Consider the following 25,975-nt stretch of genomic DNA (forward strand, 5'->3'; position numbering starts at 1 on the left):
CCGCCCAATTACGTATTCATCGAATCGAAGAAATCCGCATTGGTCTTGGTCTGCTTGAGCTTGTCGATGAGGAACTCGATCGCATCGGTCGTTCCCATCGGCGCCAGGATGCGGCGCAGCACGAAGATCTTCTGCAAATCCGCGCGCGGCACCAGCAGGTCTTCCTTGCGGGTACCGGACTTCAGGATGTCCATCGCCGGATAGATGCGCTTGTCGGCGACCTTGCGGTCGAGCTGGATTTCGCAGTTGCCGGTGCCCTTGAACTCCTCGAAGATGACTTCGTCCATGCGGCTGCCGGTGTCGATCAGCGCGGTCGCGATGATGGTCAGCGAGCCACCTTCCTCGATGTTGCGGGCGGCGCCGAAGAAGCGCTTCGGCCGCTGCAGCGCGTTGGCGTCGACACCGCCGGTCAGCACCTTGCCGGATGACGGCACGACCGTGTTGTAGGCGCGGCCGAGGCGGGTGATGGAATCGAGCAGGATGACGACGTCGCGGCCATGCTCGACCAGGCGCTTGGCCTTCTCGATGACCATCTCGGCAACCTGGACGTGGCGCACCGCCGGTTCGTCGAAGGTCGAGGAGATCACCTCGCCCTTCACCGAGCGCTGCATGTCCGTCACTTCCTCCGGTCGCTCGTCGATCAGAAGCACGATCAGATAGCATTCCGGGTGGTTGGCGGTGATCGAGTGGGCAATGTTCTGCATGAGAACCGTCTTGCCGGTCCGCGGCTGCGCGTTGATCAACGCGCGCTGTCCCTTGCCGATCGGCGCGACCAGGTCGATCACGCGCGGCGAGATGTCCTTGCTGGTCGAATTGTCGATCTCCATCTTCAGCCGCTTGGTCGGATAGAGCGGCGTCAGATTGTCGAAATGGATCTTGTGACGGATCTTTTCGGGGTCGTCGAAATTGATGGTGTTGACTTTGAGCAGCGCGAAATAGCGCTCGCCTTCCTTCGGGCTGCGGATCGGCCCTTCGACCGTATCGCCGGTCTTCAGCGAAAAGCGCCGTATCTGCGACGGCGAGATGTAGATGTCGTCGGGACCTGGCAGGTAGTTGGCATTGGCGGAGCGCAGGAAGCCGAAGCCGTCCTGCAGGACTTCGACCACACCGTCGCCGATGATCTCGATATCCTGTGCGGCCAGCTTCTTCAGGATCGCGAACATCAGCTCCTGCTTGCGCATGACGCTGGCGTTCTCGACCTCGAGCGATTCGGCATAAGCGATCAGCTCTGGCGGCTTCTTGTTCTTGAATTCGGTAAGTTTCATTTCTTGCATAGACGGACTCTGGGTGAGCTTTGGGAGAAAAATATCGGCGGGATGCGACAAATGCCGGGCGCGGCCGAAAATAATGAGGGGCGGCGCATGACGGGAAGGAAGACCCGTCTTTTATCGTCGGTCGGATCAAAGAGCAAGCAGCGTTTTAACAGGCCTGATCAGAACGGCTTGACGACAACCAGGATCACGATGGCGACCATCAGCAATGTGGGGATCTCGTTGACGATCCGCCAGTGCCTCGCCGGTTTTTCGTTGCGATCTTCGGCGAATTTCCGCACCGCGCCGGCCAGATAGCCGTGAACGGCGGACAACAGCAGCACCAGGCCGATCTTGGCGTGCAGCCAGCCGCCCTGGAAGCCGAAGATTTTCCAGGCGAGCCAAAGGCCGAACACCCAGGTAACGATCATCGCCGGATTGATGATGCCGCGCAGCAGGCGCCGCTCCATCACCTTGAAGGTCTCCGACTGCACCGACCCTTTCTCGGCATCGACGTGATAGACGAACAGCCGCGGCAGGTAGAGCATGCCGGCCATCCAGGAAATGACGGCAAGGATATGGATCGCCTTTGCCCAGGGATAGAAACTTTCGGGCGCGACGAAAAACAGAAGCGCCGTCAGCACGATCAGCACAGCAATGCTGATAATCATGCGCATCATCGCCTGTCCGGTGCTGTTGGTGTTGTTTATCTCATTCATCAGCGTGTCGCGCTCCTCACCTGCTTCACCATCGCCTCGACATGCGCGATCGGCGTCTCCGGCGTGATGCCGTGGCCGAGATTGAAGATCAGCGGCCCGTCTCCCAGCGCCTTCAGGATCGCCTCGACGCCATCCGACAGCGCCTTGCCGCCGGCCACGAGCCGCAAGGGATCGAGATTGCCCTGGACCGCACCCGAACGCTGCAAGTCCTTCGCCGCCGCCAACGGCACCGTCCAGTCGATCCCCAGCCCCGTCACGCCGGTCTTCTGGCGATAGGTGCGGTAGCGGGCGCCGGCGCCCTTCGGGAAACCGATGATCGGCACATCGGGATGGACGGCGCGAACCTGTCGGACGATCTCCGCCACCGGCCAAGCGCAAAACTGGTCGAACGTCGCATCGTCGAGCACGCCGGACCAGGAATCGAAAATCTGCACCACATCCGCGCCGGCTTCGATCTGGCGGATCAGATAGGCCGCCGAATGGTCGGCAAGCACCTTCAGGAGATGTTGAAACGCCGCCGGCTCGCGATAGGCGAACAGCCGCGCCGGCGCCTGGTCTGGCGTGCCATGGCCGGCGATCATGTAGGTCGCCACCGTCCACGGCGCGCCGCAGAAGCCGATCAGCGTGGTTTCGTCAGGAAGTTTTGCCCGCAGCCGGCGAACCGTCTCATAGACCGGTTCGAGATTCACGTGAAACACATCGCCTTCCAGAGCCATGATCTCGGCCACGGAGATCGGCGTCAGCAGCGGTCCTCGCCCTTCCTCGAAGCGCACGTCGCGGCCAAGCGCATGCGGAACGACAAGGATGTCGGAGAACAGGATCGAGGCATCGAAGCCGAAGCGCTCGATCGGCTGCAAGGTCACTTCCACCGCAAGGTCGGGGTCGTAGCAGAGGTCGAGGAAGGAACCGGCGCGCCGGCGCGTTTCACGATACTCCGGCAGATAGCGTCCGGCCTGACGCATCATCCAGAGCGGCGGCGGTAAATGCGCCTCCCCCTTCAGGACGTCCAGCATGATCCGGCTTTTGGGCATTGGGCGCTCGCCTCTCCCGGCCTTCCTATAATCAAAGATTCTTATATCTAAGATTCTTCTGATTCTAAGAGTCTGTTGGTTGTGGTGGTTGTCACCTGTCCCGCGTCGTCAGCCAAAAAGCCAGCAAGCATATTGTCGCGCGCTTCCGTCTCCCGTCTTCAGGGTTCTGGGGATAGTCCGGAATCCGTCATCGGAGTCAAAGCGTTAGCAAGCCAAGGAAGAATCCCGCCCTGTGGATGGCCGAAAGGCAAAAGGGAGCGTCCCCAGATTTGTCCCCAGCCGGCCGGCGAAGCTGACAGAGGATCGAATTGTGGACAAACTGCCATCTGATACAGTCGCCTCCGACCGGCCGCTCGTTCTGTCCCGGCTTATCCACATCCGCCCACAGCCCCAGGTGATCCCCTGTGAACAAATCCCAGAGCTTCTTTCACCTGCACCTGATTTCCGACGCGACCGGCGAAACGCTGCTCGCCGCCGGGCGGGCGGCTTCGGCGCAATACAAGGACGCGCGGGCGATTGAACACATCTATCCCCTCATCCGCACCGAAAAGCAGGTGGCCAAGGTGTTCGAGGACATAGAGGAGGAGCCGGGCATCATTCTCTATACGGTCGTTGACCAGAAGCTGGCGCGCGGCATCGACGAGCGCTGCGCCACCATGGGCCTGCCCTGTGTGTCGGTGCTGGAGCCGGTGCTCACCGTCTTCCAATCCTATCTCGGCACGCCGGCCGGCCGCCGCGTCGGCGCCCAGCACGTTCTCAACGCCGAATATTTCCGCCGCATCGATGCCCTCAACTTCACCATGGACCATGATGACGGCCAGCTGCCGGCCAATATGGACGATGCCGATGTCGTGCTGATCGGCATTTCGCGGACGTCGAAGACGCCGACCAGCATCTATCTCGCCAACCGTGGCATCAAGACCGCCAACATCCCGATCGTGCTCGGCGTGCCGGTGCCGGAAAGCCTGGTTGCCGCCAAGACGCCGCTGATCGTCGGGTTGATCGCAACCGCCGAGCGCATCTCGCATGTCCGCCAGAACCGCATCCTCGGCAACAGCAGCTCCTACGTGCCGACCGACTATGTCGACCGCGCCGCCATCAACGAGGAGCTCGCCTACGCCCGCCAGATCTGCACGCGTCATGGCTGGCCGATGATCGACGTCAGCCGCCGCTCGATCGAGGAAACGGCCGCGGCGATCGTTGCCCTGCGGGGGAAGAACAGATAATTGGAGCCGGGCTGCGGGTTGTTGCATTCACCGTCGCGACGCCCGAAGCTCACGGAATGGATCCTAGGGTCTGCGCCGCTCCGTCGCGGAGACCCTAGTATCCATGCCGTTACAGTGGCCGACGAACGCAACGGTTTTCTACTTGGGTGAACATCCCGTCGGCAGTTGGACAGGCAGTCAGGCGCACCAACCATGAGCGAAAAAATCATCCTCGCTTCCGGCAGTCCATTCCGCAAGGCGATGCTCATCGATGCTGGCCTCGACATCGAGGCGGTGCCGGCCGATGTCGACGAGCGCGCGCTCGAGGCGCCGTTGCAGGACAGCGGCGTTTCGCCCGAGGACGTCGCGCTGGTGCTGGCCGAGGCCAAGGCCACCGAGGTCAGCGAACGCCGGCCCGGCGCGCTGGTGCTCGGCTGCGACCAGACTTTGTCTTTGGGTGACGAAGTGTTCCACAAGCCGGCCGACATGGAGGGCGCGCGGCGCCATCTCCTGGCGCTGTCGGGCAGGACCCATCAGCTCAACAGCGCCGCCGTGCTGGTGCGTGACGGCAAGGTGCTGTGGCGCCATGTCGGCATCGCGGGCATGACCATGCGCAAGCTCGACCCCGGCTTCATCGGCCGCCATCTCGCCCGTGTCGGCGCCAAGGCGCTGGCCAGCGTCGGCGCCTACCAGATCGAGGCCGAAGGCATCCAGCTCTTCGAGAAGATCGAGGGCGACCATTTCACCATTGTCGGCCTGCCGCTTTTGCCGCTGCTGGCGGAGCTGCGCACGTTGGGAGCCATCGATGGTTGAGGCAACGAAGAAGGCTTTTGTCACCGGCCACCCGATCACGCATTCGCGGTCACCGAAGATCCACGGCCACTGGCTGGCCCAGCACGGCATCGACGGCAGCTACGAGGCGATCGACGTGGCGCCGCAGGATTTTGCCGAATTCGTCGCGACATTGCAGGCAAACGGGTTTCGCGGCGGCAATGTCACCATTCCGCACAAGGAAGCCGCCTTCGCTCTTGCCCACCGCCGCGACCAGGCGGCCGAAGAAATCGGCGCCGTCAACACGCTGTGGTTCGAGGACGACGTGCTGTGGGGCGGCAACACCGACGGTCACGGCTTTGCCGCCAATCTCGATGACTATGCGCCCGGCTGGGCGAATACGGGCCCCGCGGTCGTGCTCGGCGCCGGCGGCGCGTCACGCGCCGTCATCCAGGCGCTGAAGCAACGCGGTTTTGCCGACATCCGCATCGTCAACCGCACGCTGGCCCGGGCGCAGGAATTGCGCGATCGTTTCGGCGCCGGCGTTTCGGCGCATGGCACGGCGGCAACCAACGAATTGCTGGCGGATGCCGGCCTGCTGGTCAACACCACCGCACTTGGCATGGTCGGCAATGAAGGCCTCGCCGCCGATCCGGCCCCGCTGCCGGCCCACGCCATCGTCACCGACCTTGTCTATGTGCCGCTGGAAACGCCTTTGCTCGCCGCCGCGCGCGCCAGAGGGCTGAAGACGGTCGACGGCCTCGGCATGCTGCTCAACCAGGCCGTGCCCGGCTTCGAACATTGGTTCGGCGTCAGGCCGCAGGTCACGGCTGAGCTGCGCGCGATCATCGTTGCCGATCTGGTGCCGAAACCATGATCGTGCTCGGCCTCACCGGCTCGATCGGCATGGGCAAGTCGACGACGGCAAAAATGTTCGCCGAGGCGTGCGTGCCCGTCCATGATTCCGACGAAACGGTGCATCGCCTCTATTCGGGCGCGGCGGCACCTCTGATCGAGGCCGCTTTTCCCGGAACGGTTGTCGATGGCGTGGTCGACCGCGTAAAACTTGGCGCGCGCGTGCTTGGCGATGCCGCCGCGCTGAAGCAGCTGGAAGCCATCATCCATCCGCTGGTGCGCGCCGACGCCGACGCCTTCCTGGCCAGGCATCGTACCGCGGGCGAATCGATCGCCGTGCTCGACATTCCGCTGCTCTTCGAAACCGGCGGCCGTGGCCGCGTCGACAAGGTCGTCGTCGTCACGGCGCCCGCCGAAATCCAGCGCCAGCGCGTGCTGGCCCGGCCGGGAATGACGGAAGAAAAACTGGCGGCGATCCTGGCCAAGCAGGTGCCGGATGAGGAGAAGCGCAGGCTGGCCGATTTCGTCATCGACACCGGCCAGGGGCTGGACGCCGCGCGTACCGCCGTCGCCGGCATCATCGCCGAACTCCGGGGACAAAGGGGTTCCTGACGGCGGGCTGTCAGCATTGCCCATTGCCATTTTGTTCCGGTCTCGTGATTCTGCTTCCCCAGGAGCAAACTGATTCGATGCGCGAGATCATCTTCGATACGGAAACCACCGGCCTTGATTCGCGCGACGACCGCGTGATCGAGTTGGGCGGCGTCGAGCTGGTCAATCGTTTCCCGACCGGCAGGACGTTTCACCACTATATCAACCCGCAGGGCCGGGCGGTCCATGCGGAAGCGCAAGCCGTGCACGGCATCAGCGCGGCCGATCTCGCGGGCAAGCCGACCTTCGCCGAAATCGTCGAGGAATGGCTGACCTTCACCGACGGCGCCAGGCTGGTCGCCCACAATGCCACGTTCGACATCGGCTTCCTCAATGTCGAGTTCGGCCGGCTCGGCCATCCGGTCGTCGATCCCGGCCGTGTCGTCGACACGCTGGCGCTGGCGCGGCGCAAGCACCCGATGGGCCCCAATTCGCTCGATGCGCTCTGCCGGCGCTACGGCATCGACAACACGAAGCGCACCAAGCATGGCGCGCTGCTGGATTCCGAATTGCTGGCCGAGGTCTATATCGAGCTGATCGGCGGCAAGCAGGCGGCGCTTATCCTCGACAGCGCCACCGCGCCGGCACAGGGCGAGAATGTCAGGCACATCGAGATCATCGTCGCCGAGCGCCCGAGGCCGCTGCTGCCGCGCCTGACCGAAGCGGAGCGCGCGGCGCATGCCGCCATGGTCGCCACGCTCGGCGAAAAGGCGCTCTGGCTGAAAGCCAATTCCTCCGAAAAGAGCGTCGCGGCGTCGTAGGACTCAATACGGCCACTGGCCCCGCCCCAGTGATGCAATCGCCGCGATGATGCGCGCAAACGCCTCCGCCGCGGCCGGCACCGTGGTGCGGGCGCGCAGGAAACTGTGCACCAGGCGCTTCTCTTCATGCCACCATGCCTTGCCGCCGGCCGCAACGATGCGGTCGCGGTAGGTCTCGCCGTCCGACGATAGCGGGTCGCATTCGGCCGTGATGATCACCGTTGGCGGCAGGCCGGAAAAGTCGCGGTCGCGCAGCGGTGAAAAGGTCGGATCGTCGGGCGATTGCCGCCTGGCCGAACGGACGTCGCGATAAAAGGCGATATCGCCGGCGGACAGCAGCGGCGCCTCGGCATGTTCGACATAGGAGCCGGCGGCCTCGTCGCCGCCGAGGCCTGGATAGATCAGCACCTGGCCGATCACGGCCCTGACATGCCCGCGCTTCGCCTGCGCCACGGCGGCGGCCAGATTGCCGCCGGCGCTCTCGCCGCACAGAACGACCGGCAGGCCTGACGTCTCCGCCGCCCATGCGAAGGCGGCCATCGCATCGTCGAAGGCGGCGGGGTGGATATGCTCGGGTGCCAGCCGGTAGTCGACCGACACCACGTCGAAGCCGGTGCCGGCGCAGATCTCGGCGCAGATGTCGTCATGGCTGTCGAGCCCGCCGAGGATGAAGCCGCCGCCATGGAAATAGAGGACCACGGCCCTCGCCGCCTTGCCGGCCGGCTGGTAGCGGCGGATCGCTATGCCGTGGCCCGGAGCGGCGACCAGGCCGTCGCTGGCCTTGACCCCGGCCGGGCGGCCCCGGTGGAAAGCCCGGCACATCCTGTCATAGACCGCGCGCTGCTTGTCGATCGGCAGGCCGATCACCTCGGACGGGTACCAGGCGTTGACCTTGTCTATGTAGGCCCACAGCGCCGGGTCGAGCCGTGTTTCATATTTGCCGCGGCCGGTCATGTCGGTGTCATAGATCGGCGTAGAGCGCCGCCGCATTGTCGAAGGTGAAGCGAAGCGGCACCGACCCCTCGACCTGCCAGGCGGTGACCGTCTCGCCGGCCAGCAGCCGGCAGGCGCCGTCCGTGTCGGTGACCGCCCCGCCATAGAGACGGTTGGCGAGGTTGAGGATGCCGGTCTGGTGCATGGCCGCGCTGCCGCTGCCGCAGGCATCCTTGACCAGGAGCACGCGAAATCCCTTCGCCACGGCGTCCTTGACCGTGGCGTCGACGCAGGCCTCGGTCCAGACGCCGGCGACGACCAGCCATTCGATGCCGGAAGCCTTGAGCCGATCGGCCGCCGGCCCGCTGCGGAAGGCGCTGGCCTCGGCCTTGATCAGCAGCGCTTCGTCCCTGGCCGGCGCCACTTCATGGCAGATCTCGGTCAGCGGATCGGACTTGTCGGAAAAGGCCGACTTGCCGTTGGCACCGAGCGGATGAAAGGGCCGATCCTGCTTGTCGAGATCGACGATATAGGCCCAGTGCTGGAGCGGCACGTGGTTGGCGCGCGCCGCTTCTTGCAGGCGCTGGACGTTGGCCAGGATGCCGGCGAAACCCTCGACGAGATAGCGCTTGTCCTGCCGGTGCTCTTCCTGCAGGTCGATGAACACGGCGGCCACGCTGCCTCTGCTGATGGAGATGGGGCTTTTCATGCAAGTGGACCCGCGTCGGCGGTCCGCGCCGCGAAGGTCACATCACGGAGGCGGACAGTAGGCATCAAACCTGCTTCTCCAGAAACGCGTCCTCATAGGGAAAGCGCGACAGAAGCTCCGTGCCCGTCTCGGTGATCAGGATCTCGTCCTCCAGCTTGACGCCCTCGCGGCCGCCCTTCTCGCCGATATAGCTTTCCACGCTCACCACCATGCCTGGCACGATATGGCCGTCGCGGCCATAGGTCTCGTAATCCATGGCATGCGCGATGAACGGTGTCTCGCCATGCATGCCGACGCCGTGCATCACCGAAGTATAGCGCTGGTCGACGAAGCGGTCGGGGATCTTCCAGGCCTTTTCGGCGATTTCGCGAAACGCCATGCCGGGCTTGACGATCGAAATATTGTGCTGAACCTGGTCGTGCGCCATGCGGTAGAGCGACTTCTGGTAGTCGGTCGGCTTGCCCGGTCCGCAGCGGAAGGTGCGGGAGAAATCGGAATAATAGCCGTAGCAGCCGATCGTGTCGGTATCGAGCGCGAGCAGCTCGCCGGGCCGGATCTTGCGACCGCTGGCCTCGTTGAACCAGGGATTGGTGCGCTGGCCAGACGTCAAGAGCCGCGTCTCGATGAACTCGCCGCCTTGGCGGATCACCTCGCCATACATGATGGCGAACAGCTCGTTTTCGGAGACGCCGGGCTTGATCGCCTCGCGCACCGCATAGACCGCGGCCTCGGCGCCGGCCATCGACACCTGCAGGCATTTCACCTCCTCGGGCGTCTTCACCGCGCGCACCGCCAGGATTTCGCCCTGGCAATCCCTGACCTCGCAGCCGCGCTTTTCCAGCGCCAGCGCCTGCAGATGGCTGCAGCGGTCGAGCCCGAGCTTCATCGAGCCGCCGCCATGCTTCTTCAGGAGTTCGGCGATCTCGTCGGCGAAGGGGCCGGCGGTTTCATCGTCACGGCCGGACACGGACGACCAGACGAGCTTGGAAGGACGCGCCTCGTCGATCGTGTCGAGCACCATGGAGACATGGTAGCTCTGCGGATATTCGAACAGCACGATCGGCCCTTCGGTCGGAATAAAGAAATAGCGGGTCGAGTTGCGCAGGAAGTAGCCGAACATGTTGCGCGAGCCGGTGGCGTAGCGCTGGTTGTACGGGTCGAACAGCACCACCCCGCCATAGCCGGCGTCGCGCATCCAGCCGCGCAACTTGGCCAGCCGGCCTTTGCGCAGCGCATCGGCATCGATGAAGGACGGCTCGGTGTCCGACAGCCACATGCCGCCGGCCGGATCAGCCGCCGCCGGGTGGCGCATGCGGTCCTTGAAGTCGACGTCCTCGGTGCTGTCGGGGTCGAATACGACGATGCTCATGGGGTTCGGCCTTGGATCGGTTGCAAGACGTGACCATGGCGCAGCAGCGGCGGAGGCATTGTGCGGAAAACCGCGTTTGTTGTGCGGAATGCCGCTGGAGATGCGGAACGCCAGCGGGACAGCGCCCCCCTCTGGCCTGCCGGCCATCTCCCCCTCAAGTGGGGAGATTGGCAGCTTCGCCAACCTCGCCTTCTTGTTCAACGGTGGAGGATTGGCGAAAGCCCGGACAACATTCGATCTCCCCCCTTGAGGGGGAGATGTCCGGCAGGACAGAGGGGGGCGCTGTTGCTCCAGCATTTGAAAGTAGTGCACTGAGGAACCTAATGCCGCCGCGCCATCTTCGGCGGATGGCCATGCTCCTCGCGAAAAGCCCGGGCAAAGCTCGACATGGAGGCAAAGCCGCAGGCCAGCGCCACGTCGCGCACGGCCAGCGTCGAATGCGCCAGGAGGTCGGCGGCGCGCTTGAGCCGCAGCCGCCGGTAATAGCCATTGGGCGAAATGGCGAGTTCGGAGCGGAAGGAGCGCTCGAGCTTGTCGGAGGACACGCCGAGCCGCGCCGTCAGCTCTGCCATGCCGAGCCGCTCCTCGACCGCGTCTTCCATGATGGCGATGGCCGACAGCACCAGCTCGTTCTGCACGCCGGTGCGCAGCCTGAGCGGCATCAGCTTGCGGTCGATGCTGGAGCGCAGCTGGCTGTGCACGAACCATTCGGCGACGCCGGCGGCGAGCTCGGCGCCATAGTCGCGGGTGATGATCTCCAGCATCATGTCGAGGCTGCCGACGCCGCCGGCCGAGGTGAAGCGCTTGCGATCGATGACGTAGAGGTCGCGCCGCAGCTCGATTGTAGGAAAAGCCTCGGTGAAGGCGGCCTGGCTTGTCCAGTGCAAGGTGCAGGCATGGCCGTCGAGCAGGCCTGCGCGCGCCAGGAAGAACGCCGCATCCGCCACCGCGCCGATATGGGCGCCATTGCGCAGGCCGCGGCGGATCCAGCTCGCCGCGTCCTCGGCGACGAGATGGTCCGCATCGCCGCCCGAGCAGACGACGACGCGGTCGACCTTCGGCGCATCCTCGGCATAGAACCCCGGCTGGATGACGACGCCATTCGACGCCTCGACCGCGCCCTTCGTGCCGCCGACGATGATCCAGCGATAGCATTGCCGCTTCGCCAGAATGTTGGCGGCGCGCAGCGGCTCGATGACGGAGCTGAACGCCATCATCGGAAAGCCGGGGAACACCAGCACCGCGAAGGTCAGGGGTTCGGTGGGTTTTTCGGGTTCGCGCGTGGCCATGGGCGCTACATCTCGGGCGAATGGGGTTTGGCGTCAACCGCTGGCGCTATCCACCCAGCGCCTGGTCCAGATCCGCGATCAGATCGTCGCCATCCTCGATCCCCGCCGACAGCCTTACCAGCGAATCCGAAATGCCGATCTCCGTCCGCTTCTCGGCCGGAATGGACCCATGCGTCATCAGCGCCGGATGCTCGATCAGGCTCTCCACCCCGCCGAGGCTTTCGGCGAGCGTGAACAATTGCGTGCGTTCGAGGAAGCGTTTGGTTCCGGCGAGGTCGCGGTCGAGCACAACCGTGATCATGCCGCCGAAGGCGTGCATCTGCTGGACGGCGATGGAATGCTGCGGGTGGCTGGCGAGACCGGGATAGAGGACCCGGCGGACATCTTTTCGCGCTTCCAGCCACTGCGCGATCTTCAGCCCGTTGTCGGAATGCCGTTCCATCCGGAGCGCCAGGGTCTTCAGGCCGCGCAGCGCCAGAAAGCTGTCGAACGGACCCGATATGGCGCCGATGGCGTTCTGCAGGAATTTCAGCTGGGCCGCCAATTCCTTGTTGTCGCCGACGACCGCCACGCCGCCGACCATGTCGGAATGGCCGTTGAGATACTTTGTCGTCGAGTGCACGACGATGTCGATGCCGAGTTCCAGCGGCCGCTGGATATAGGGGCTGCAGAACGTGTTGTCGGCGACGGTGAGGATCCCCTTGCGCTTGGCCAGCGCGGCGACGCCTTCGAGGTCGACGATGCGCAGCAGCGGGTTGGTCGGCGTCTCGACCCACAGCAGCTTCGTCTCCGGCCGGATCGCGGCTTCCACCGCGGCAAGGTCGGTGAAGTCGACGAAAGAGACCTGCAGGCCCGCCGAGCGCTTGCGCACCCGCTCCATCAGCCGGAACGACCCGCCATAGATGTCGTCGGTGGCGACGATATGGGCGCCGGCATCGAGCAGTTCCAGCACCGTCGAGATCGCCGCCAGGCCGGAGGCGAAGGCGAACGCGGCCGTGCCGCTTTCGAGATCGGCCACCGCGCGCTCGAAGGCGAAGCGCGTCGGGTTCTGGCTGCGGGCGTACTCGAACCCCTTGTGCACGCCCGGCGACTGCTGGCCGTAGGTCGAGGTGGCATAGATCGGCACCATCACCGCGCCGGTCAGCGGGTCGTGGCTCTGGCCGCCATGGATGGTGCGCGTCGAGAAGGCCAGGCGATTCTTGCCCGATGGTGGTGGTGTGTGGCTGGTCATCGTGCGCGCCTCAAATGGTTGATCAGGTCGATGCGGGTGATCAGGCCGACGAACTCGTCGCCGTCGAAGATGATGGCGACCTCGTTGCGGTCGAACACCGGCAGCAGCGCATCCAGCGTCTGGCTGGCCTGCAGTGTGTGCAGATTGGAGGTCATCGCCGTGCGCACCGGACCGTTGAAGCGCTCCCAGCGCCCGTCATAGGGACCGTCGACCTTGGCCAGGATATCGCTCTCGTCGACGATGCCGATCAGCTTGCCGTCTTCCAGAACCGGCAGCTGCGAGACATCGGAGCGGCGCATGCGGCCATAGGCGTTGAGCAGGCTTTCGTCCGGGCCGACATAGACCGTGTCGCCGGTGCGGTGGGTGCGCATCACGAGGTCGCGCAGGTCGCCATGCTGCTCGTGCTCGGCCAGGCCCTGTTCGGCCAGCCAGAAATCGTCGAACACCTTCGACAGGTACTTGTTGCCGCTGTCGCAGACGAAGGTGACGACGCGTTTCGCTGTCGTCTGCTCGCGGCAATAGCGCAAGGCGGCCGACAAAAGCGTGCCCGACGACGAACCGGCCAAAATGCCTTCGCGCGACAGGAGATCGCGTACCGCCAGCATGCTTTGCTTGTCGGTGATCGAATAGGCCTTCTTGACCAGCGACAGATCGGCATTGGGCGGCACGAAATCCTCGCCTATGCCTTCCACCGTCCAGCTGCCGGCCTCTTCCATCTTGCCGGTCTTGATCAAGGGCGCCAGCACCGAGCCGACTGGATCGGCCAGCACCATTTCGGTCTTCGGCGACACCTTGGCGAAGTGGCGGCCAAGCCCGGTCAGCGTACCGCCCGAGCCGACGCCGACCACCACCGCGTCGACATTGCCGTCGAGCTGCGAAAAGATTTCCGGGCCGGTGGTCGTCTCATGCGCCAGCGGGTTGGCCGGATTGGCGAACTGGTTGGCATAGAAGGCGCCGGGCACTTCCGCCGCGATCTTCTCGGCCATGTCCTGGTAATATTCCGGGTGGCCCTTGCCGACGTCGGAGCGCGTCATGCGCACCTCGGCGCCCAGCGCGCGCAGATGCTGGATCTTCTCGCGCGACATCTTGTCCGGCACGACCAGCACGATGCGGTATCCCTTGGGGATGCCGACCTGGGCAAGGCCAAGGCCGGTATTGCCGGCGGTCGCCTCGACGATGGTGCCGCCGCGCTTGAGCTTGCCCTCCCTCTCGGCCGCCGCGATCATCGACAGCGCGATACGGTCCTTGATCGAGCCGCCGGGGTTCTGGCTTTCGAGCTTGATGAACAGCCGGCATTTGCCGGTGTCGAACTTGGTCAGCTCGACCACCGGCGTCTGGCCGATCAGGTCGAGCACCGATTTGTAAGGTGGCCGCAGGCGCGAGGATTGGCCGTCCGAGGGGGCGCTGCCTGGCGCGGCTTTTCCGTGCTCGCTCATATCGAAGCTCCCTGATCAAGCGACCGCCTAGAGCATGATGCCGAAAAGTGTGAAGCGGTTTTCGGACGACATCATGCTCTATTTATTTGATTGAGCTGGCAGGCGGCAGCGTAGCCTCTTTTCCAGCCGTTTGTCGCGGGAAAGAAGATAGAACGTGCCAATCAGACGGCCAGACGAGGAATGAAATTCCAAGCGGCAGCTGTTCGTCCGCCACGGCGCCAAAGCAGGGCTGCTACACGATGGCCGCCTGCCCCCCGATCTCGATCAGGAAATCCGGATTGGCGAGGCCGAGGACGCGTATGCCCGTCACCACCGGCGGCGGCCCGCGATCGCCCCAGAATGCCATCCAGACGCCGAAGGCCGGCCCGATAGCGGCGTCGCCGACAATGTAGATCGACAGGCGGACGAGATCCTCCGGCCTGGCGCCGCCGGCTTCGAGCACCATCGCCGGAGTGGTTGCCATGCATGCCCTTCGGGTTCAGCCACTCGATACCCATTCCGTCTCCTCTCGCTGGATGCCGCGCCACGAAAGGCCAGCCGGCCGGTCGCTTCAACGAACCATCTCGTTCGTTGAAGCCGCCATTTTCGACATGCTAGCCGAACGTGACGCCTGCCCCAAACAGCAAGCGGGTCGCGCGATGCTGACACGCCAAGAGGAGACAGCCGATGAAGATCATCGCCTATGACAACTTCAAGCCCGGCGTCACCCTCGACGACCTAAAACCCTATCTGCGCGCCGAGGTGTCGAATGTCTGGCGGCTGTGGAAGGCAGGCATCGTGCGCGAAAACCATGCCCGCGCCGATGTCGGCGGCGTCATCATCGTCTTCGAGCTCGACAGCGTCGAGGAAGCCAGGCGCTACACCGACGACTTCCCGCTGTCGAAGGCCGGGCTGCTCGAATGGCATTTCCTGGCCTTCGACCCGGCACCGCTGCCGCTCGAATATCTGTTCAACCCCGGCGTCGACATCGCCCAACCCTGGGACCGGACCGCGGCATGATCCGGTCGATAGAAGGCATCGAGATTCCAGCCAGGCTGGTCGAATGGTGCGATCCCAGCCGCATGGCGCTGGTGGTCTACGACATGCAGGTCGGCATCTGCCGCCAGGTCGCCGGCGCGGCCGATATCGTCGAGCGCACCGGCATCGTGCTCGAAGCCGCCCGCTCGGCCGGCATGCGGGTGGCGTTCACGCGCCACCTCTCTCTGCCGCGCAAATGGATGGGCGCCACCCAACTGCGCACCGCCATGGCCTGGCAGCGGCGCGACGGCCCAGACGCGGTCGAGCCGTGGTTTTTGCGCGACCCCCAAGCGACCGGGATCGTCCCTGAGCTGGCGCCCCGCGCCGACGAAGCCGTGTTCGACAAGCTGACCATGTCGGCCTTCGATTCCACGGCGCTTGGCTTTGCGCTCGGCGATTGCGGCGTGCGCGCCGTCGCCCTTGCCGGCTTCGCCATGGAGATCGGCATCGAGCCGACAGTCCGCCAGGCGACCGACAATGGCTTTACGGCTGTTGTGATCGAGGACGCCTGCGGCTTCGGCAACCGCGAAGCGCGCGACCGCTCGATGGCGACGCTGCGTTTCCTTGGCGAGGCCGTCATCACCGATGTCGCCGGCTTCTGCGGCGCGCTGGCCGCTGCGGCCTGAGGGATAAAAGTTGCTAGGCCGCCGCCTCGATATCGCTGCGGAAGCGCACGCCCTCGGCGCGGCCATGCACGCTGCCCCAGTCGTAGAGCGCCTGGAGTGCTGCGGCGAGATCCTGGCCGCGCTCGGTCAAGGCGTAGCGCCCCTTGCCGTCGGGCGACGTCTCGAGCACGACGAAGCCGATCTCGACGAGATCGGCCAGGCGCTGCGTCAGCATCTTGTCGGACAGCGAGGGGATCAGCCGGCGCAGCTCGGAATAGCGCAGCGGCCCTTGCTTGATGCGTGCGATGATCACCGTTTTCCACTTGCCGCCGAGCGCGTCGAGCGCGAACTCGACCGGGCAGCCATAGAGTCTACCGCGTTGTGCCATGCCGTCATCGTAGGCAAGGCCCTGCGGCGACGGAAGCGGAATTTGCCCCGCCATGTGACCAGATTGCCGGACCCAGCTTTGTCGGCGACAGTTTCATAAGGGAGAGCCAAAATGAGCGTCAGGGATGCCAATCCGGTCAATGCACGCAAGCCAAGGCGTGTCGCCATCGTCATCGCCAATCCGGCCGTATCGAGCACGACAGGATGGCCGGTCGGCTTCTGGTGGAGCGAGCTGACGCATCCGTGGTTCGCCTTCACCGAGCGCGGCTATGCGGTGGAAATCTTCTCGCCCGAGGGCGGCGGATGCGAAGCCGACGCGCTGAGCGACCCGCGCGATCCCTCGGGTTATTATTCGGAGACCGACCTCATCTCGCTCGGCTTCCTGTCGAGCCCGAAACTGTGGCGCGGCTTTGCCGTGCGCGACGGCAATCTGATCACCGGCCAGCAGAATTTTTCCGGCGCCGAAACCGCGCGCCTGGTCTGCGAGGCGCTGGGCGGCTAGGTCGCCCTAACCCAGCAACTGCTTGCTCAGCCGCGCGCACTGGACGCGGATGTCGGGAATGGCGTCGATCTCGAAGAAGGTGCCGCGCGTCAGCGGGCCGACGGCGAGGATCTTGCGCGAGACCGTGCCGTCGCCGGCGATGATCTCGCAATTGGCCGACACGTCGAGGCCGATGCGCAGCGGATCCGGCCGCGCGAGCCCGCGGTCGACCAGCGAGCGCACCACGCTGTTCGACGAGGTCGAAATGTCCCGCACGATCCCCGAGCAATCATAGATACGGGCGACGTCGAAAGTCTCGACAAGCTGGCTGTGGCGGGACTGGACGTCGACGCTGAAAGCCTCGCTCGGCGTGATGCCGACGACGCGCCCGGCGACAAGCCGGATGCGGCCCGATTGCACGGCTTGCGTCACCTTGGCGTAGACCTCCGGCGCCATGCGATGACGGTGGATGTCCCACCAGGCCTTGGTGTGCTCGACGAAGCGGCGCTTGGCGGAAGCCGGCCAGTTCTGCCAGATCTTCTGGTTGAAGGGGCGCAAGCCGTCGACCACGTCGCGCCAGTCGATGCCGGCCTTCTGGTTCTCGCGGATCAGGTCGCGGAACCAGCCGACGAAATAGGAAAGCTGGGTGCCGAGCGGAATATCGGCGACGTCGAGCTTGATCGGATTGCCCTTGCGGTGCGGCGACGGCAGCAGGCCGCGCCGCGACACGGCGACGATCTCGCCCCTGTGGCCGCGCTGTTCCAGCGCCAGGAACGCGTCGACCATGCTGAGGCCGGTGCCCAGCACCATGACGCGGCTTTCCGGGTCGAGCGCGGTGTCGGCCTCCGAGCCCATGCGGATCGCATGGCCTTGCGCCGGCTGTTCGTCATGGCCGGTGGCGAGTATGGCCATGTGGGCGACGACGCTGGTGCCGTTGGCGAGCGCCACCTCGACGCCGGACGCGGTCGGCGTGATCGACAGGCTCTCTTCGTGTATCAGGCGCAGCCGCCCGATCGGCTGTTCGCGCGCTTCGAGCTCGTCGAGCAGTTCGCCGAGATAGCGGGCGTAGATGCTGCGTGGCGCGTAAAAGGGTGTCTGCGGCGTCTGCTCCTGGTCGACCAGGCCACGCCCCTGCAGCCAGCGCCAGAAATTGCCGGGATCGTCGGCATAGGCGCTCATGCCGGTGGCGCTGACATTCAGCACATGCGCCGACAGCAGCGTCGAATAGGCGATGCCCTGGCCGAAATGCGGGCGCTTTTCGATCAGCGTGACCCGCAGATCCGGATTGGCCGATTTCAGGAGGTGCGCGGCCATCACGACGCCCGAGGCACCGCCGCCGACGATGATGATCGAATTGGGGATGATCGAACTGGCGCGCCCGCTCATGCGCGCACCTGTGGAATGCGAGGCGTCAGGCCTGGACCTTCACGGTGACCGGCAGCTCGTCGATCTCCCTCGCGACCGTAAGGTCGTCGAGGCCGATGTCGCGCATCTCGGCGAGGCTGCGCTGGTCGAGCACCTCGGCGATCGCCTGCCGGACCTCGAGCATCAGATGTCGGACTTGGCATGTCGCCTCGTTGCAGTCTTCACAGCGCTGATATTGTGTGCGGCTGGCGCAGGGAATTGGCGCCAGCGGCCCGTCGAGGACGCGCACGACATGGCCGACCTTGATCTCGTCGGCTGGCCGCGCCAGGCGGTAGCCGCCATCCTTGCCCTTGCGGCTCTGGACGAAACCGGCATTGCGCAGCTCGCCCAGTATGGCGTCGAGAAATTTCTTCGGGATGTTGTTGCCGGTCGCGATGTCGTTGACGAAAGCCAGCTGCCCGGCCGGCAGGTGCGCGAGGTGGACCAGCGCCTTGAGGCCGTACTTGCCTTTTTTGGTGAGCATTGACCGAACGTTTCTCTGTCATGCGATGGCACGAGGCCATCCGTTGCGAAACGCCTGGCGAGCCTCCCCGCCGCGCCCAAGCATCCATGACACATAAGTTCTAGTGACATGATATACAAGCCGAGAAACGTTGATTTTGCTTCGTTTTCAAGCCGCAACAGCCATTTTGTCAGGCCTTTGTGCCAGTAAGAGCACAGAAATGCATCTCGGCGGCGACGAGGCGACAAATGGTTCCGCGCGGGACAGCCGCGTCCGGGAGCCGGTGTATGCCGTGAGCGATCATGGTGGTCGGGTAACCGCTCATCGTCGTCTCCAATCCCTCATGTCGATAAGGATACTATACTTACCCTCGAACACGCGGAACGGCTTGTCAATTCCGCGGCGATTCGAGGCATGGATTTGTGTGGCAATCGCAAAAGCGAAATTGTCGTAGGGGACGGCGCCAACGGCGCGCTCGCTTGGAGAGTGACGATGACCCATTCCACCGCCGCGCTGTTCGCCCATTTCGGCGCCTGGCTGCTCGGCCTTGCCTCCGATGACAAGGCGGCGAGGCAGGCGCGCTCGCCGGCGCCGGTCCGGTTCCAGCCCGGCCGCGACCGCCTGCCGCCGCGCGACGAAAGCTTTTACTGGGCCTGGCAGTATTGGTCGCAGTGAGAGGCGGTCAGTTCCGCAGCCGGTAGCCGGTCTTGAAGATCCAGGCGACGATGGCGATGCAGACGGCCAGGAAGACCAGCGTCATGCCGAGGCTGACGCCGACCGAGACGTCGGCTTTGCCGTAGAAACTCCAGCGGAAGCCGCTGATCAGATACACGACCGGGTTGAACAGCGTGATCGTCTTCCAGATGCCGGGCAGCATGTGGATCGAATAGAAGCTGCCGCCGAGGAAGGTGAGCGGCGTGACGATCAGCAGCGGCACGAGCTGCAGTTGCTCGAAGCTTTTCGCCCAGATGCCGATGATGAAGCCGAACAGGCTGAAGGTCACCGCCGTCAGCACCAGGAAGGCGATCATCCAGAACGGGTGTTCGATGTGGAGCGGCACGAACAAAGAAGCGGTGGCCAGGATGATCAGGCCGAGGATGATCGACTTGGTCGCCGCGCCGCCGACATAGGCGATGACGATCTCCAGATAGGAGACCGGCGCCGACAGAAGCTCGTAGATCGAGCCGACGAATTTCGGGAAATAGATGGCGAAGGAGGCGTTGGAGATCGACTGCGTCAACAGCGACAGCATGATCAGCCCGGGTACGATGAAGGCGCCGTAGCTGATGCCGTCGATCTCGGTGATGCGCGAGCCGATGGCCGAGCCGAAGACGACGAAGTAGAGCGATGTCGAGATGACCGGCGAGATGATGCTCTGCAGCACGGTGCGGAAGGCACGCGCCATCTCGACCCGGTAGATCGCCCAAACTGCCCGGAAATTCATGGCTCTCTCCTCACCAGATTGACGAAGATCTCCTCGAGCGAGCTGTTTTGCGTGTCGATGTCGCGGAACTGGATGCCGCCGGCCTCGAGATCGCGGATCAGCGAGGCGACACCCGGCCGCTCGGCCTGGTTGTCATAGGTGTAGGTCAACTGCCCGCCATCCGGCGACAGCTCCAGCGCATAGTGCGAGAAGGTTTCGGGAATGGCGGTCAGCGGACTGCGCAGCTCCATCACCAGCCGCTTGCGCCCGAGCTTGCGCATCAGCTCGGCCTTGTTCTCGACCAGGATGATTTCGCCGCGGTTGATGACGCCGACGCGGTCGGCCATCGCTTCGGCTTCCTCGATATAGTGGGTGGTGAGGATGATGGTGACGCCATCCTCGCGCAGCCGGCGCACCATCGCCCACATGTCCTGGCGCAGCTCGACATCGACGCCGGCGGTCGGCTCGTCGAGGAACAGGATGCGCGGCTCATGCGACAGCGCCTTGGCGATCATCAGCCTGCGCTTCATGCCGCCCGACAGCGTGATCGCCTTGGCGTCTTTCTTGTCCCACAGCGACAGATCGCGCAGCACCTTCTCGACGAAGCCGTGGTTAACCGGCTTGCCGAACAGGCCGCGGCTGTAGTTGACCGTCGCCCAGACGCTCTCGAAAGCGTCGATGGTCAGTTCCTGCGGCACCAGGCCGATCAGGCTGCGCGCGGCGCGGTAATCCTTGCTGATGTCGTGACCGTCGACCGCGACGGTGCCGGTCGAGCGGTTGACGATGCCGCAGACGATCGAGATCAGGGTCGTCTTGCCGGCGCCATTCGGCCCGAGCAAAGCGAAGATCTCGCCGCGCTGGATGTCGAGATTGACTTCCTTGAGCGCGGTGAAACCGGTGGCGTAGGTCTTGGAGACCCCGGAAATGGACAGAATGGAGGGCATGGGCTGAAAACGGCTGCCTGAAAGAGGTTCCCTGATATAGGCCGAATGTCGTCGCATGCAACCGCAAGTCAATCGCGCTGCTGACAGTTCTGGACAGCCCGTGCCGGCAGCGGCTGGAGATGTGCCGCATGAACCGGTAAAATTGTCCTGTGGCGTTCAGCCTCGCGGCAGGACGCCGCTTTGACCAACGCGCATTACGGGCATACGCTGCCGCCAGCAAATAGCAGCCGGAGCCCGCCATGGACCCGCTCATACTGTCGCGCATCCAGTTCGGCGCGAATATTTCGTTTCATATTCTGTTTCCGACGATCACCATTGCACTCGGCTGGGTGCTGCTGTTCTTCAAGCTGCGCTACAATGCGACCAACGATTCCGCCTGGATGCGCGCCTATTTCACCTGGGTGAAGGTGTTCGCGCTGTCCTTCGCCATGGGCGTGGTGTCCGGCGTCACCATGAGCTTCCAGTTCGGCACCAACTGGCCGGGCTATATGGAGCATGTCGGCAACATCGCCGGGCCGCTGCTGGCCTATGAGATCCTCACCGCCTTCTTCCTCGAGGCGGCCTTCCTCGGCATCATGCTGTTCGGCTTCCGCCGCGTCTCCAACCGCGTCCACACGCTGGCGACGGTGCTGGTCGCCGGCGGCACCACCCTGTCGGCCTTCTGGATCATCGCGCTGAACTCCTGGATGCAGACGCCGGCCGGCTTCGAGATGATTGACGGCAAGGCGCATGCCGTCGACTGGTGGGCCATCGTTTTCAACCCGTCTATGCCTTACCGGCTGGTGCACATGCTCCTCGCCTCGGGGCTGACGGTCTCGTTCTTGGTATCGGGCCTGTCGGCGCTGCGTTATCTCAACGGCGACCGCTCGGAATCGATGTGGAAGCCGTTGCGCACCGGTGTCTTCACCGCCGCGATCCTGATCCCCATCCAGATCCTTGCCGGCGACCAGCATGGGCTGAACACGCTGGAGCACCAGCCGCAGAAGATCGCCGCCATGGAGGCCAACTGGAACACCGGCCCCAACGTGCCGCTGGTGCTGTTCGCGCTGCCCGACGAGGCGGCCAAGGAAAACAAATTCGAGGTCGCCATTCCCGACGGCGCCAGCCTGGTGCTGCGGCACTCGACCGACGGCGTGGTGCCGGGGCTGAACGACTATCCCGGCAACCATCCGCCGGTCTTTCCAATCTTCTGGAGTTTCCGCATCATGGTCGGCACCGGCCTTCTGATGCTCGCCGTCTCCTGGTCGGCCGCCTTCTTCCTCAAGCGCCGGCACAGCCTGCCCAAGCCGCTCGCCATGCTGATGGTGCCGATGGCACTGTCGGGCTGGCTGGCGACGCTGGCCGGCTGGTACACGACCGAGATCGGCCGCCAGCCCTGGCTGGTCACGGGCGTGCTGAAGACCGCCGATGCCGTCGGCCCGGTGGCGGGCAGCCATGTCGCGCTGACGCTCGCCGTCTACCTCACCCTCTACGTGCTGTTGCTGATCGCCTATCTCGGCGTGCTGGTGCATCTGGCGCTGAAAGCCGCGAAGGATGGCGATTCATCACCGCTGCCGGGCGTCATGAAAGCAGCCATGTCGCAGCCGGCGGCTGGGGAGTAAGAAAAATGACCTTCGACTGGCCAACCGCTCTCCCGCTGATCTTCGCCGGCCTGATGGGCCTCGCCATCCTGATCTATGTCATCCTCGACGGTTTCGACCTCGGCATCGGCATCCTGTTCGCCATGGCCGAGGACGCGGAGCAGGATACGATGATCGCGGCGATCGGCCCGTTCTGGGACGCCAACGAGACCTGGCTGGTGCTGGCCGTCGGCCTGCTGCTGGTCGCCTTCCCGATGGCGCATGGCGTCATCCTCACCGCGCTCTACATTCCCGTTTTCGTGCTCTTGGTCGGGCTGATCCTGCGCGGCGTCGCCTTCGATTTTCGCGCCAAGGTGCCGAGCGGCAAAAAGCATCGCTGGAACCGCATCTTCTTCCTCGGCTCCGTCACCGCCTCGCTGGCGCAGGGCTATATGCTGGGCGTCTATGTGCTCGGCCTCGATGTCGGCCTGGGCGGCACGGCGTTCGGCGTGCTGGTGGCGTTCTGCCTGGCCGCCGCCTATGCGGCGATGGGTGCCGCCTGGGTGATCTACAAGACCGAGGGCGAGCTGCAGAAGAAGGCGGTGCGCTGGCTGCGCACCGCGCTGGTGCTGACCGCGCTCGGCATGGCGGCGGTGTCGCTGGCCACACCTTTCGCCAGTCCGCGCATCTTCGACAAATGGTTCGTCTGGCCGCAGATGCTCTATCTCTCGCCGCTGCCGATCCTGTCGGCGCTCTTGTTCCTGTGGCTGTGGCGGCAGACCTTCCATTTGCCGAAGCCCGACGACCGCCATGCGCTGACACCGTTCCTGACGCTGGCCGCCATCTTCGTGCTCGGCTTCGCCGGCCTCGCCTGGTCGTTCTACCCGTTCGTGGTGCCCGATAGATTGACGATATGGCAGGCGGCGTCGGCCACCGAAAGCCTGGCCATCATCCTTGTCGGCACGGTGGTCGTGCTGCCGATCATCATTTTCTATTCCTTCTATGCCTACCGCGTGTTCGGCGGCAAGGCGACGGATCTGACCTACGATTGAGGGGCGGCGTCGATAAGCGTCCTTCTCCCCGTCTAGTGACGGGGAGAAGGCTCGGGTTGCGCGCGGCTCGGATCAATTGCTCGCCGATAGCACCAGCACCGGCTTGTCGCTGTACAGCGCCGGGAACAGTTGCTTCAGGTTCGCCACCTTGGGCAGGTCGTTGTAGACGATGTAGGGATAGGTCGGGTTCAGCGTCAGAAAATCCTGGTGGTAGTTCTCGGCCGGGTAGAAGGTCTTGCCGGTCTCGATCGTGGTGACGATTCGTGCCGGATAGAGCTTGGCCTTGTCGAGCTGCTCGATATAGCTCTGCGCGATCTTCTTCTGCGTGTCGTTCTCGGCGAAGATCGTCGAGCGGTACTGGGTGCCGGAATCCGGTCCCTGGTAGTTCAGCTGCGTCGGATTGTGGGCGACCGAGAAATAGACCTGCAGCAGCTGGCCGTAGGTCACCTTCGACGGGTCGTAGGTGATCTCGACGGATTCGGCATGGCCGGTGCGGCCGGTGCCGACGGTCTCGTAGACGGCGTCATCCTTGGCGCCGCCGGTATAGCCGGAGACCGCCTTGCTGACGCCCTTGACGTGCTGGAACACGCCCTGCACGCCCCAGAAGCAGCCGCCGGCGAAGATCGCCGTCTCGCTGCCGGGGGCGGCCTTTTCGTCCATTGCCGGCGGCGGGATCACCACCGCGTCCTCGGCCGAGCGCGCCGGCGTCTGCCAGAAGGCCGCCGTCGCCACCGCCGCAAAACCGAGCACGGCCAGCGCGCCGCGGGTAAAGAACGGCCGTGTCTTTTCGATACCGGTCATGTTCTGATCTCCTGTTGTTGTTCCAATATATACGACGCAAGCCGCCAAGAGGTCTCAATTTGCCGTGCGGCGGCTCCTGTCGTCGGCATTCCCCCGACCCTCCGGGCCACCTTCTCCCCCAGGGAGAAGAGATTAGCGCCGGCGTTCGCAGTCTCCTCCCCAGCGGGGGTCCGAAGGACGGGCGAGACAAGCGGCTCGCCCGGAACGGTCAGCCGAGCGAAGCGGAGGCTGGGTGAGGGGCCATGCAGCCTGGTCTACTGCGCCGGCTTCATCGCATCCGCTGCCGGCTTCATGGCGTCGGCGGCAGGTTTCATGGCGTCGGCGGCAGGCTTCATGGCGTCCGCTGCGGGCTTCATCGCATTGGTGGCCATCGGGTCGGCGGGCTTCATCGCGTCGGTCGCGGGCTTCATGGCATCCGCCGGCTTCATGGCGTCGGTGGCCATCGCATTGGCGGGCTTCATGGCGTTGGTCGCGTCGTCGGCACGGGCGCCGGCGACGAAAACAGCGGCCGAGAGCGCGAAGGCGAGCGCCGGCAGGGTCAGGTACTTGATCATTAAGAGTCTCCTTGGGTTTTGGCGCGCAAGCGGGCCGGGTGATGCGTTGCCGCTGCATGCGGCCCCGCGCGAAGAGAAAGAAAATCAGTTGGTGGCGGCGGCCAGGATCGGCCCGCCGCCCGGCGATTGCACCAGGACGGCGGTGCTCAGGCCGCCCGAGGCGGCGGGCAGCGCATAGGAAGTGGCGTTACCGGTCCAGCTGCCGAGTTTTTCCAGCGCATGCACGACATTGGCATGCGGCAGCGTGCGGCCGGTGTTTTCGCCGCGCGCCACCGGCACCTGCACGACGCCCTTGGCATAGCGCACCAGCCAGACATCGGCCTTGCCGCCCGGTGCGGCGCCGGCGCCGATCGCCACCTTGCCACCCTCGAGCGACAGCGAGGGGCCGCCGGTCTTGCCGGTCGCGGAAATCAGATGCTCGATCTCGCCCGGCGCCGCGCCGACCACGTCGGCATGGCCGTTGACCACCACTTGCGGCGTGAACGGCCCGTCATGGCCGAGCGGCGGCTCGTAGGAAACCTGGCGCTGGGTGAACTCCTGCTTTCCAAAGGTGTCCTTCCAGCCGAGATAGTCCCAGTAGGTAACGTTGAAGGACAGCGCCAGCACGCCGGGCTGGTCCTTGACCTTGATCAGATTGGCATTGGCCGGCGGGCAGGACGAGCAGCCCTGGCTGGTGAACAGCTCGACGACGCTGAGCGGCTGTGCGGCGGCGGCACCGAGCGAGGCGGCGAGCGCCAGCGCTCCCAGGCTGGACAGGGCAATGAACGTTGAGGCTCTCGGCATGGCGGGCTCCGTGGGGGCGGCGCTGGGACGCGCCGGTCATTCCCCCACTTCGCCGCCATCCGCCGCTTCGTTACAGCGCTCACCGGTTTGTGATGAAGGCACCTCTTCCTTCTCCCTTGTGGGGTGAGGAGCGGTCCACGCAGTGGACGAAAAGCCAATTGCTTGGCTTTTCGAACTTCGAACGCCCTGAGCCTGCGAAGGGCCGGGTAGTGGCCGATCCACCTGCCGGGTCCCCGCTGCTTCGCAGCGTCCCGGCGTTCGCCGGTCTTTCATCGTGCCACTGGCACGATGA

Annotated in this window: 29 protein-coding genes; 11 read left to right on the plus strand and 18 right to left on the minus strand. The window is 64.7% G+C overall.

From position 1 onward, the window contains the following. Window positions 1-8: 8 nt before the first annotated feature. The 3 genes from rho to hemE form a co-directional block, all read right to left on the minus strand. Window positions 9-1,274 carry a transcription termination factor Rho gene (gene rho, locus FJ546_RS20025; RefSeq protein ID WP_140890902.1) on the minus strand — a complete coding sequence of 422 codons (1,266 nt, stop codon included), beginning with the start codon at window positions 1,272-1,274 and terminating at the stop codon, window positions 9-11. Window positions 1,275-1,432: 158 nt separating this feature from the next. Next, window positions 1,433-1,969, minus strand: coding sequence for a protoporphyrinogen oxidase HemJ (gene hemJ, locus FJ546_RS20030; RefSeq protein WP_140890903.1), 537 nt, complete (start codon window positions 1,967-1,969; stop codon window positions 1,433-1,435). Next, window positions 1,969-3,000 (minus strand): uroporphyrinogen decarboxylase, encoded by a 1,032-nt coding sequence (gene hemE, locus FJ546_RS20035; RefSeq protein ID WP_140890904.1) that lies wholly within the window; start codon window positions 2,998-3,000, stop codon window positions 1,969-1,971. Before hemE ends, hemJ begins: the two co-directional genes overlap by 1 nt. A gap of 404 nt (window positions 3,001-3,404) precedes the next feature. Here hemE and FJ546_RS20040 point away from each other — a divergent pair, with 404 nt between their 5' ends. The 5 genes from FJ546_RS20040 (at window position 3,405) to dnaQ (ending at window position 7,243) form a co-directional block, all read left to right on the plus strand. Continuing rightward, on the plus strand, window positions 3,405-4,226 hold the full coding sequence (locus tag FJ546_RS20040) for a pyruvate, water dikinase regulatory protein (protein ID WP_140890905.1): 822 nt from the start codon (window positions 3,405-3,407) through the stop codon (window positions 4,224-4,226). A 192-nt stretch (window positions 4,227-4,418) separates the two neighbouring features. Next, on the plus strand, window positions 4,419-5,018 hold the full coding sequence (locus FJ546_RS20045; protein ID WP_140890906.1) for a Maf-like protein: 600 nt from the start codon (window positions 4,419-4,421) through the stop codon (window positions 5,016-5,018). Then, the gene (locus FJ546_RS20050) at window positions 5,011-5,853 is read left to right on the plus strand and encodes a shikimate dehydrogenase (RefSeq protein WP_140890907.1); all 843 of its coding nucleotides are present in this window, start codon (window positions 5,011-5,013) and stop codon (window positions 5,851-5,853) included. The genes FJ546_RS20045 and FJ546_RS20050 overlap by 8 nt, the downstream gene beginning before the upstream one ends. Further along, window positions 5,850-6,443 (plus strand): dephospho-CoA kinase, encoded by a 594-nt coding sequence (gene coaE / locus FJ546_RS20055; protein WP_140890908.1) that lies wholly within the window; start codon window positions 5,850-5,852, stop codon window positions 6,441-6,443. The genes FJ546_RS20050 and coaE overlap by 4 nt, the downstream gene beginning before the upstream one ends. Window positions 6,444-6,520: 77 nt before the next feature. Next, on the plus strand, window positions 6,521-7,243 hold the full coding sequence (dnaQ, locus tag FJ546_RS20060) for a DNA polymerase III subunit epsilon (RefSeq protein WP_140890909.1): 723 nt from the start codon (window positions 6,521-6,523) through the stop codon (window positions 7,241-7,243). A 3-nt stretch (window positions 7,244-7,246) separates the two neighbouring features. Here dnaQ and FJ546_RS20065 read toward each other — a convergent pair whose 3' ends face one another. From FJ546_RS20065 to FJ546_RS20100, 7 genes are all read right to left on the minus strand, one after another. After that, window positions 7,247-8,197, minus strand: a complete 951-nt coding sequence (locus FJ546_RS20065) for an alpha/beta hydrolase (RefSeq protein ID WP_140890910.1) — start codon at window positions 8,195-8,197, stop codon at window positions 7,247-7,249. Between the two features lie 7 nt (window positions 8,198-8,204). Then, window positions 8,205-8,885: an isochorismatase family protein gene (locus tag FJ546_RS20070; RefSeq protein WP_140890911.1), complete on the minus strand. Its 681-nt coding sequence runs from the start codon at window positions 8,883-8,885 to the stop codon at window positions 8,205-8,207. A gap of 64 nt (window positions 8,886-8,949) precedes the next feature. Then, window positions 8,950-10,254 (minus strand): Xaa-Pro peptidase family protein, encoded by a 1,305-nt coding sequence (locus FJ546_RS20075; RefSeq protein ID WP_140890912.1) that lies wholly within the window; start codon window positions 10,252-10,254, stop codon window positions 8,950-8,952. A 320-nt stretch (window positions 10,255-10,574) separates the two neighbouring features. Continuing rightward, complete coding sequence (locus FJ546_RS20085; RefSeq protein WP_140890913.1) at window positions 10,575-11,543, minus strand: GlxA family transcriptional regulator; 969 nt, start codon at window positions 11,541-11,543, stop codon at window positions 10,575-10,577. Window positions 11,544-11,589: 46 nt separating this feature from the next. Continuing rightward, window positions 11,590-12,774, minus strand: coding sequence for a PLP-dependent aspartate aminotransferase family protein (locus tag FJ546_RS20090; protein WP_140890914.1), 1,185 nt, complete (start codon window positions 12,772-12,774; stop codon window positions 11,590-11,592). Then, window positions 12,771-14,210 carry a pyridoxal-phosphate dependent enzyme gene (locus tag FJ546_RS20095; RefSeq protein WP_140890915.1) on the minus strand — a complete coding sequence of 480 codons (1,440 nt, stop codon included), beginning with the start codon at window positions 14,208-14,210 and terminating at the stop codon, window positions 12,771-12,773. Before FJ546_RS20095 ends, FJ546_RS20090 begins: the two co-directional genes overlap by 4 nt. Before the next feature lie 232 nt (window positions 14,211-14,442). Beyond that, on the minus strand, window positions 14,443-14,673 hold the full coding sequence (locus FJ546_RS20100; RefSeq protein WP_246686888.1) for a hypothetical protein: 231 nt from the start codon (window positions 14,671-14,673) through the stop codon (window positions 14,443-14,445). 203 nt (window positions 14,674-14,876) lie between these two features. On the opposite strand from FJ546_RS20100, the gene FJ546_RS20105 reads away from it, so the two are divergent. Both FJ546_RS20105 and FJ546_RS20110 read left to right on the plus strand, forming a co-directional pair. Beyond that, window positions 14,877-15,209 carry a hypothetical protein gene (locus tag FJ546_RS20105; protein WP_140890916.1) on the plus strand — a complete coding sequence of 111 codons (333 nt, stop codon included), beginning with the start codon at window positions 14,877-14,879 and terminating at the stop codon, window positions 15,207-15,209. Then, window positions 15,206-15,853, plus strand: a complete 648-nt coding sequence (locus FJ546_RS20110; RefSeq protein ID WP_140890917.1) for a cysteine hydrolase — start codon at window positions 15,206-15,208, stop codon at window positions 15,851-15,853. The genes FJ546_RS20105 and FJ546_RS20110 overlap by 4 nt, the downstream gene beginning before the upstream one ends. A 13-nt stretch (window positions 15,854-15,866) precedes the next feature. Here FJ546_RS20110 and FJ546_RS20115 read toward each other — a convergent pair whose 3' ends face one another. Further along, window positions 15,867-16,220 carry a helix-turn-helix domain-containing protein gene (locus FJ546_RS20115; protein WP_140890918.1) on the minus strand — a complete coding sequence of 118 codons (354 nt, stop codon included), beginning with the start codon at window positions 16,218-16,220 and terminating at the stop codon, window positions 15,867-15,869. 111 nt (window positions 16,221-16,331) lie between these two features. Here FJ546_RS20115 and FJ546_RS20120 point away from each other — a divergent pair, with 111 nt between their 5' ends. Beyond that, complete coding sequence (locus tag FJ546_RS20120) at window positions 16,332-16,721, plus strand: hypothetical protein (RefSeq protein ID WP_140890919.1); 390 nt, start codon at window positions 16,332-16,334, stop codon at window positions 16,719-16,721. Between the two features lie 6 nt (window positions 16,722-16,727). On the opposite strand, the gene FJ546_RS20125 is transcribed toward FJ546_RS20120, so the two are convergent. Beyond that, window positions 16,728-18,086 (minus strand): FAD/NAD(P)-binding protein, encoded by a 1,359-nt coding sequence (locus FJ546_RS20125; RefSeq protein WP_140890920.1) that lies wholly within the window; start codon window positions 18,084-18,086, stop codon window positions 16,728-16,730. Between the two features lie 25 nt (window positions 18,087-18,111). After that, a complete protein-coding gene (locus FJ546_RS20130; protein ID WP_095775621.1) occupies window positions 18,112-18,588 on the minus strand; it encodes an Rrf2 family transcriptional regulator in 477 nt (158 codons plus the stop codon). A 471-nt stretch (window positions 18,589-19,059) separates the two neighbouring features. On the opposite strand from FJ546_RS20130, the gene FJ546_RS20135 reads away from it, so the two are divergent. Continuing rightward, a complete protein-coding gene (locus FJ546_RS20135; protein ID WP_140890921.1) occupies window positions 19,060-19,242 on the plus strand; it encodes a hypothetical protein in 183 nt (60 codons plus the stop codon). A gap of 7 nt (window positions 19,243-19,249) precedes the next feature. On the opposite strand, the gene FJ546_RS20140 is transcribed toward FJ546_RS20135, so the two are convergent. Both FJ546_RS20140 and FJ546_RS20145 read right to left on the minus strand, forming a co-directional pair. Beyond that, a complete protein-coding gene (locus FJ546_RS20140) occupies window positions 19,250-20,011 on the minus strand; it encodes an ABC transporter permease (RefSeq protein ID WP_095775669.1) in 762 nt (253 codons plus the stop codon). After that, a complete protein-coding gene (locus tag FJ546_RS20145; protein WP_140890922.1) occupies window positions 20,008-20,934 on the minus strand; it encodes an ABC transporter ATP-binding protein in 927 nt (308 codons plus the stop codon). The genes FJ546_RS20140 and FJ546_RS20145 overlap by 4 nt, the downstream gene beginning before the upstream one ends. 239 nt (window positions 20,935-21,173) lie before the next feature. On the opposite strand from FJ546_RS20145, the gene FJ546_RS20150 reads away from it, so the two are divergent. Together FJ546_RS20150 and FJ546_RS20155 are read left to right on the plus strand one after the other, a co-directional pair. Further along, window positions 21,174-22,535, plus strand: coding sequence for a cytochrome ubiquinol oxidase subunit I (locus FJ546_RS20150; protein ID WP_140890923.1), 1,362 nt, complete (start codon window positions 21,174-21,176; stop codon window positions 22,533-22,535). 5 nt (window positions 22,536-22,540) lie between these two features. After that, the gene (locus FJ546_RS20155; RefSeq protein ID WP_140890924.1) at window positions 22,541-23,545 is read left to right on the plus strand and encodes a cytochrome d ubiquinol oxidase subunit II; all 1,005 of its coding nucleotides are present in this window, start codon (window positions 22,541-22,543) and stop codon (window positions 23,543-23,545) included. Window positions 23,546-23,617: 72 nt separating this feature from the next. Here FJ546_RS20155 and msrA read toward each other — a convergent pair whose 3' ends face one another. The 3 genes from msrA to FJ546_RS20170 all read right to left on the minus strand — a co-directional run bounded on the left by msrA (window position 23,618) and on the right by FJ546_RS20170 (window position 25,683). Continuing rightward, the gene (msrA, locus tag FJ546_RS20160) at window positions 23,618-24,346 is read right to left on the minus strand and encodes a peptide-methionine (S)-S-oxide reductase MsrA (RefSeq protein ID WP_140890925.1); all 729 of its coding nucleotides are present in this window, start codon (window positions 24,344-24,346) and stop codon (window positions 23,618-23,620) included. A 254-nt stretch (window positions 24,347-24,600) separates the two neighbouring features. Then, the gene (locus FJ546_RS20165) at window positions 24,601-24,900 is read right to left on the minus strand and encodes a hypothetical protein (RefSeq protein ID WP_140890926.1); all 300 of its coding nucleotides are present in this window, start codon (window positions 24,898-24,900) and stop codon (window positions 24,601-24,603) included. 84 nt (window positions 24,901-24,984) lie between these two features. Continuing rightward, a complete protein-coding gene (locus FJ546_RS20170; RefSeq protein WP_140890927.1) occupies window positions 24,985-25,683 on the minus strand; it encodes a DUF1223 domain-containing protein in 699 nt (232 codons plus the stop codon). Window positions 25,684-25,975 lie beyond the last annotated feature (292 nt).

Source organism: Mesorhizobium sp. B2-4-19 (genome assembly GCF_006441315.1).
Lineage (GTDB): Bacteria > Pseudomonadota > Alphaproteobacteria > Rhizobiales > Rhizobiaceae > Mesorhizobium.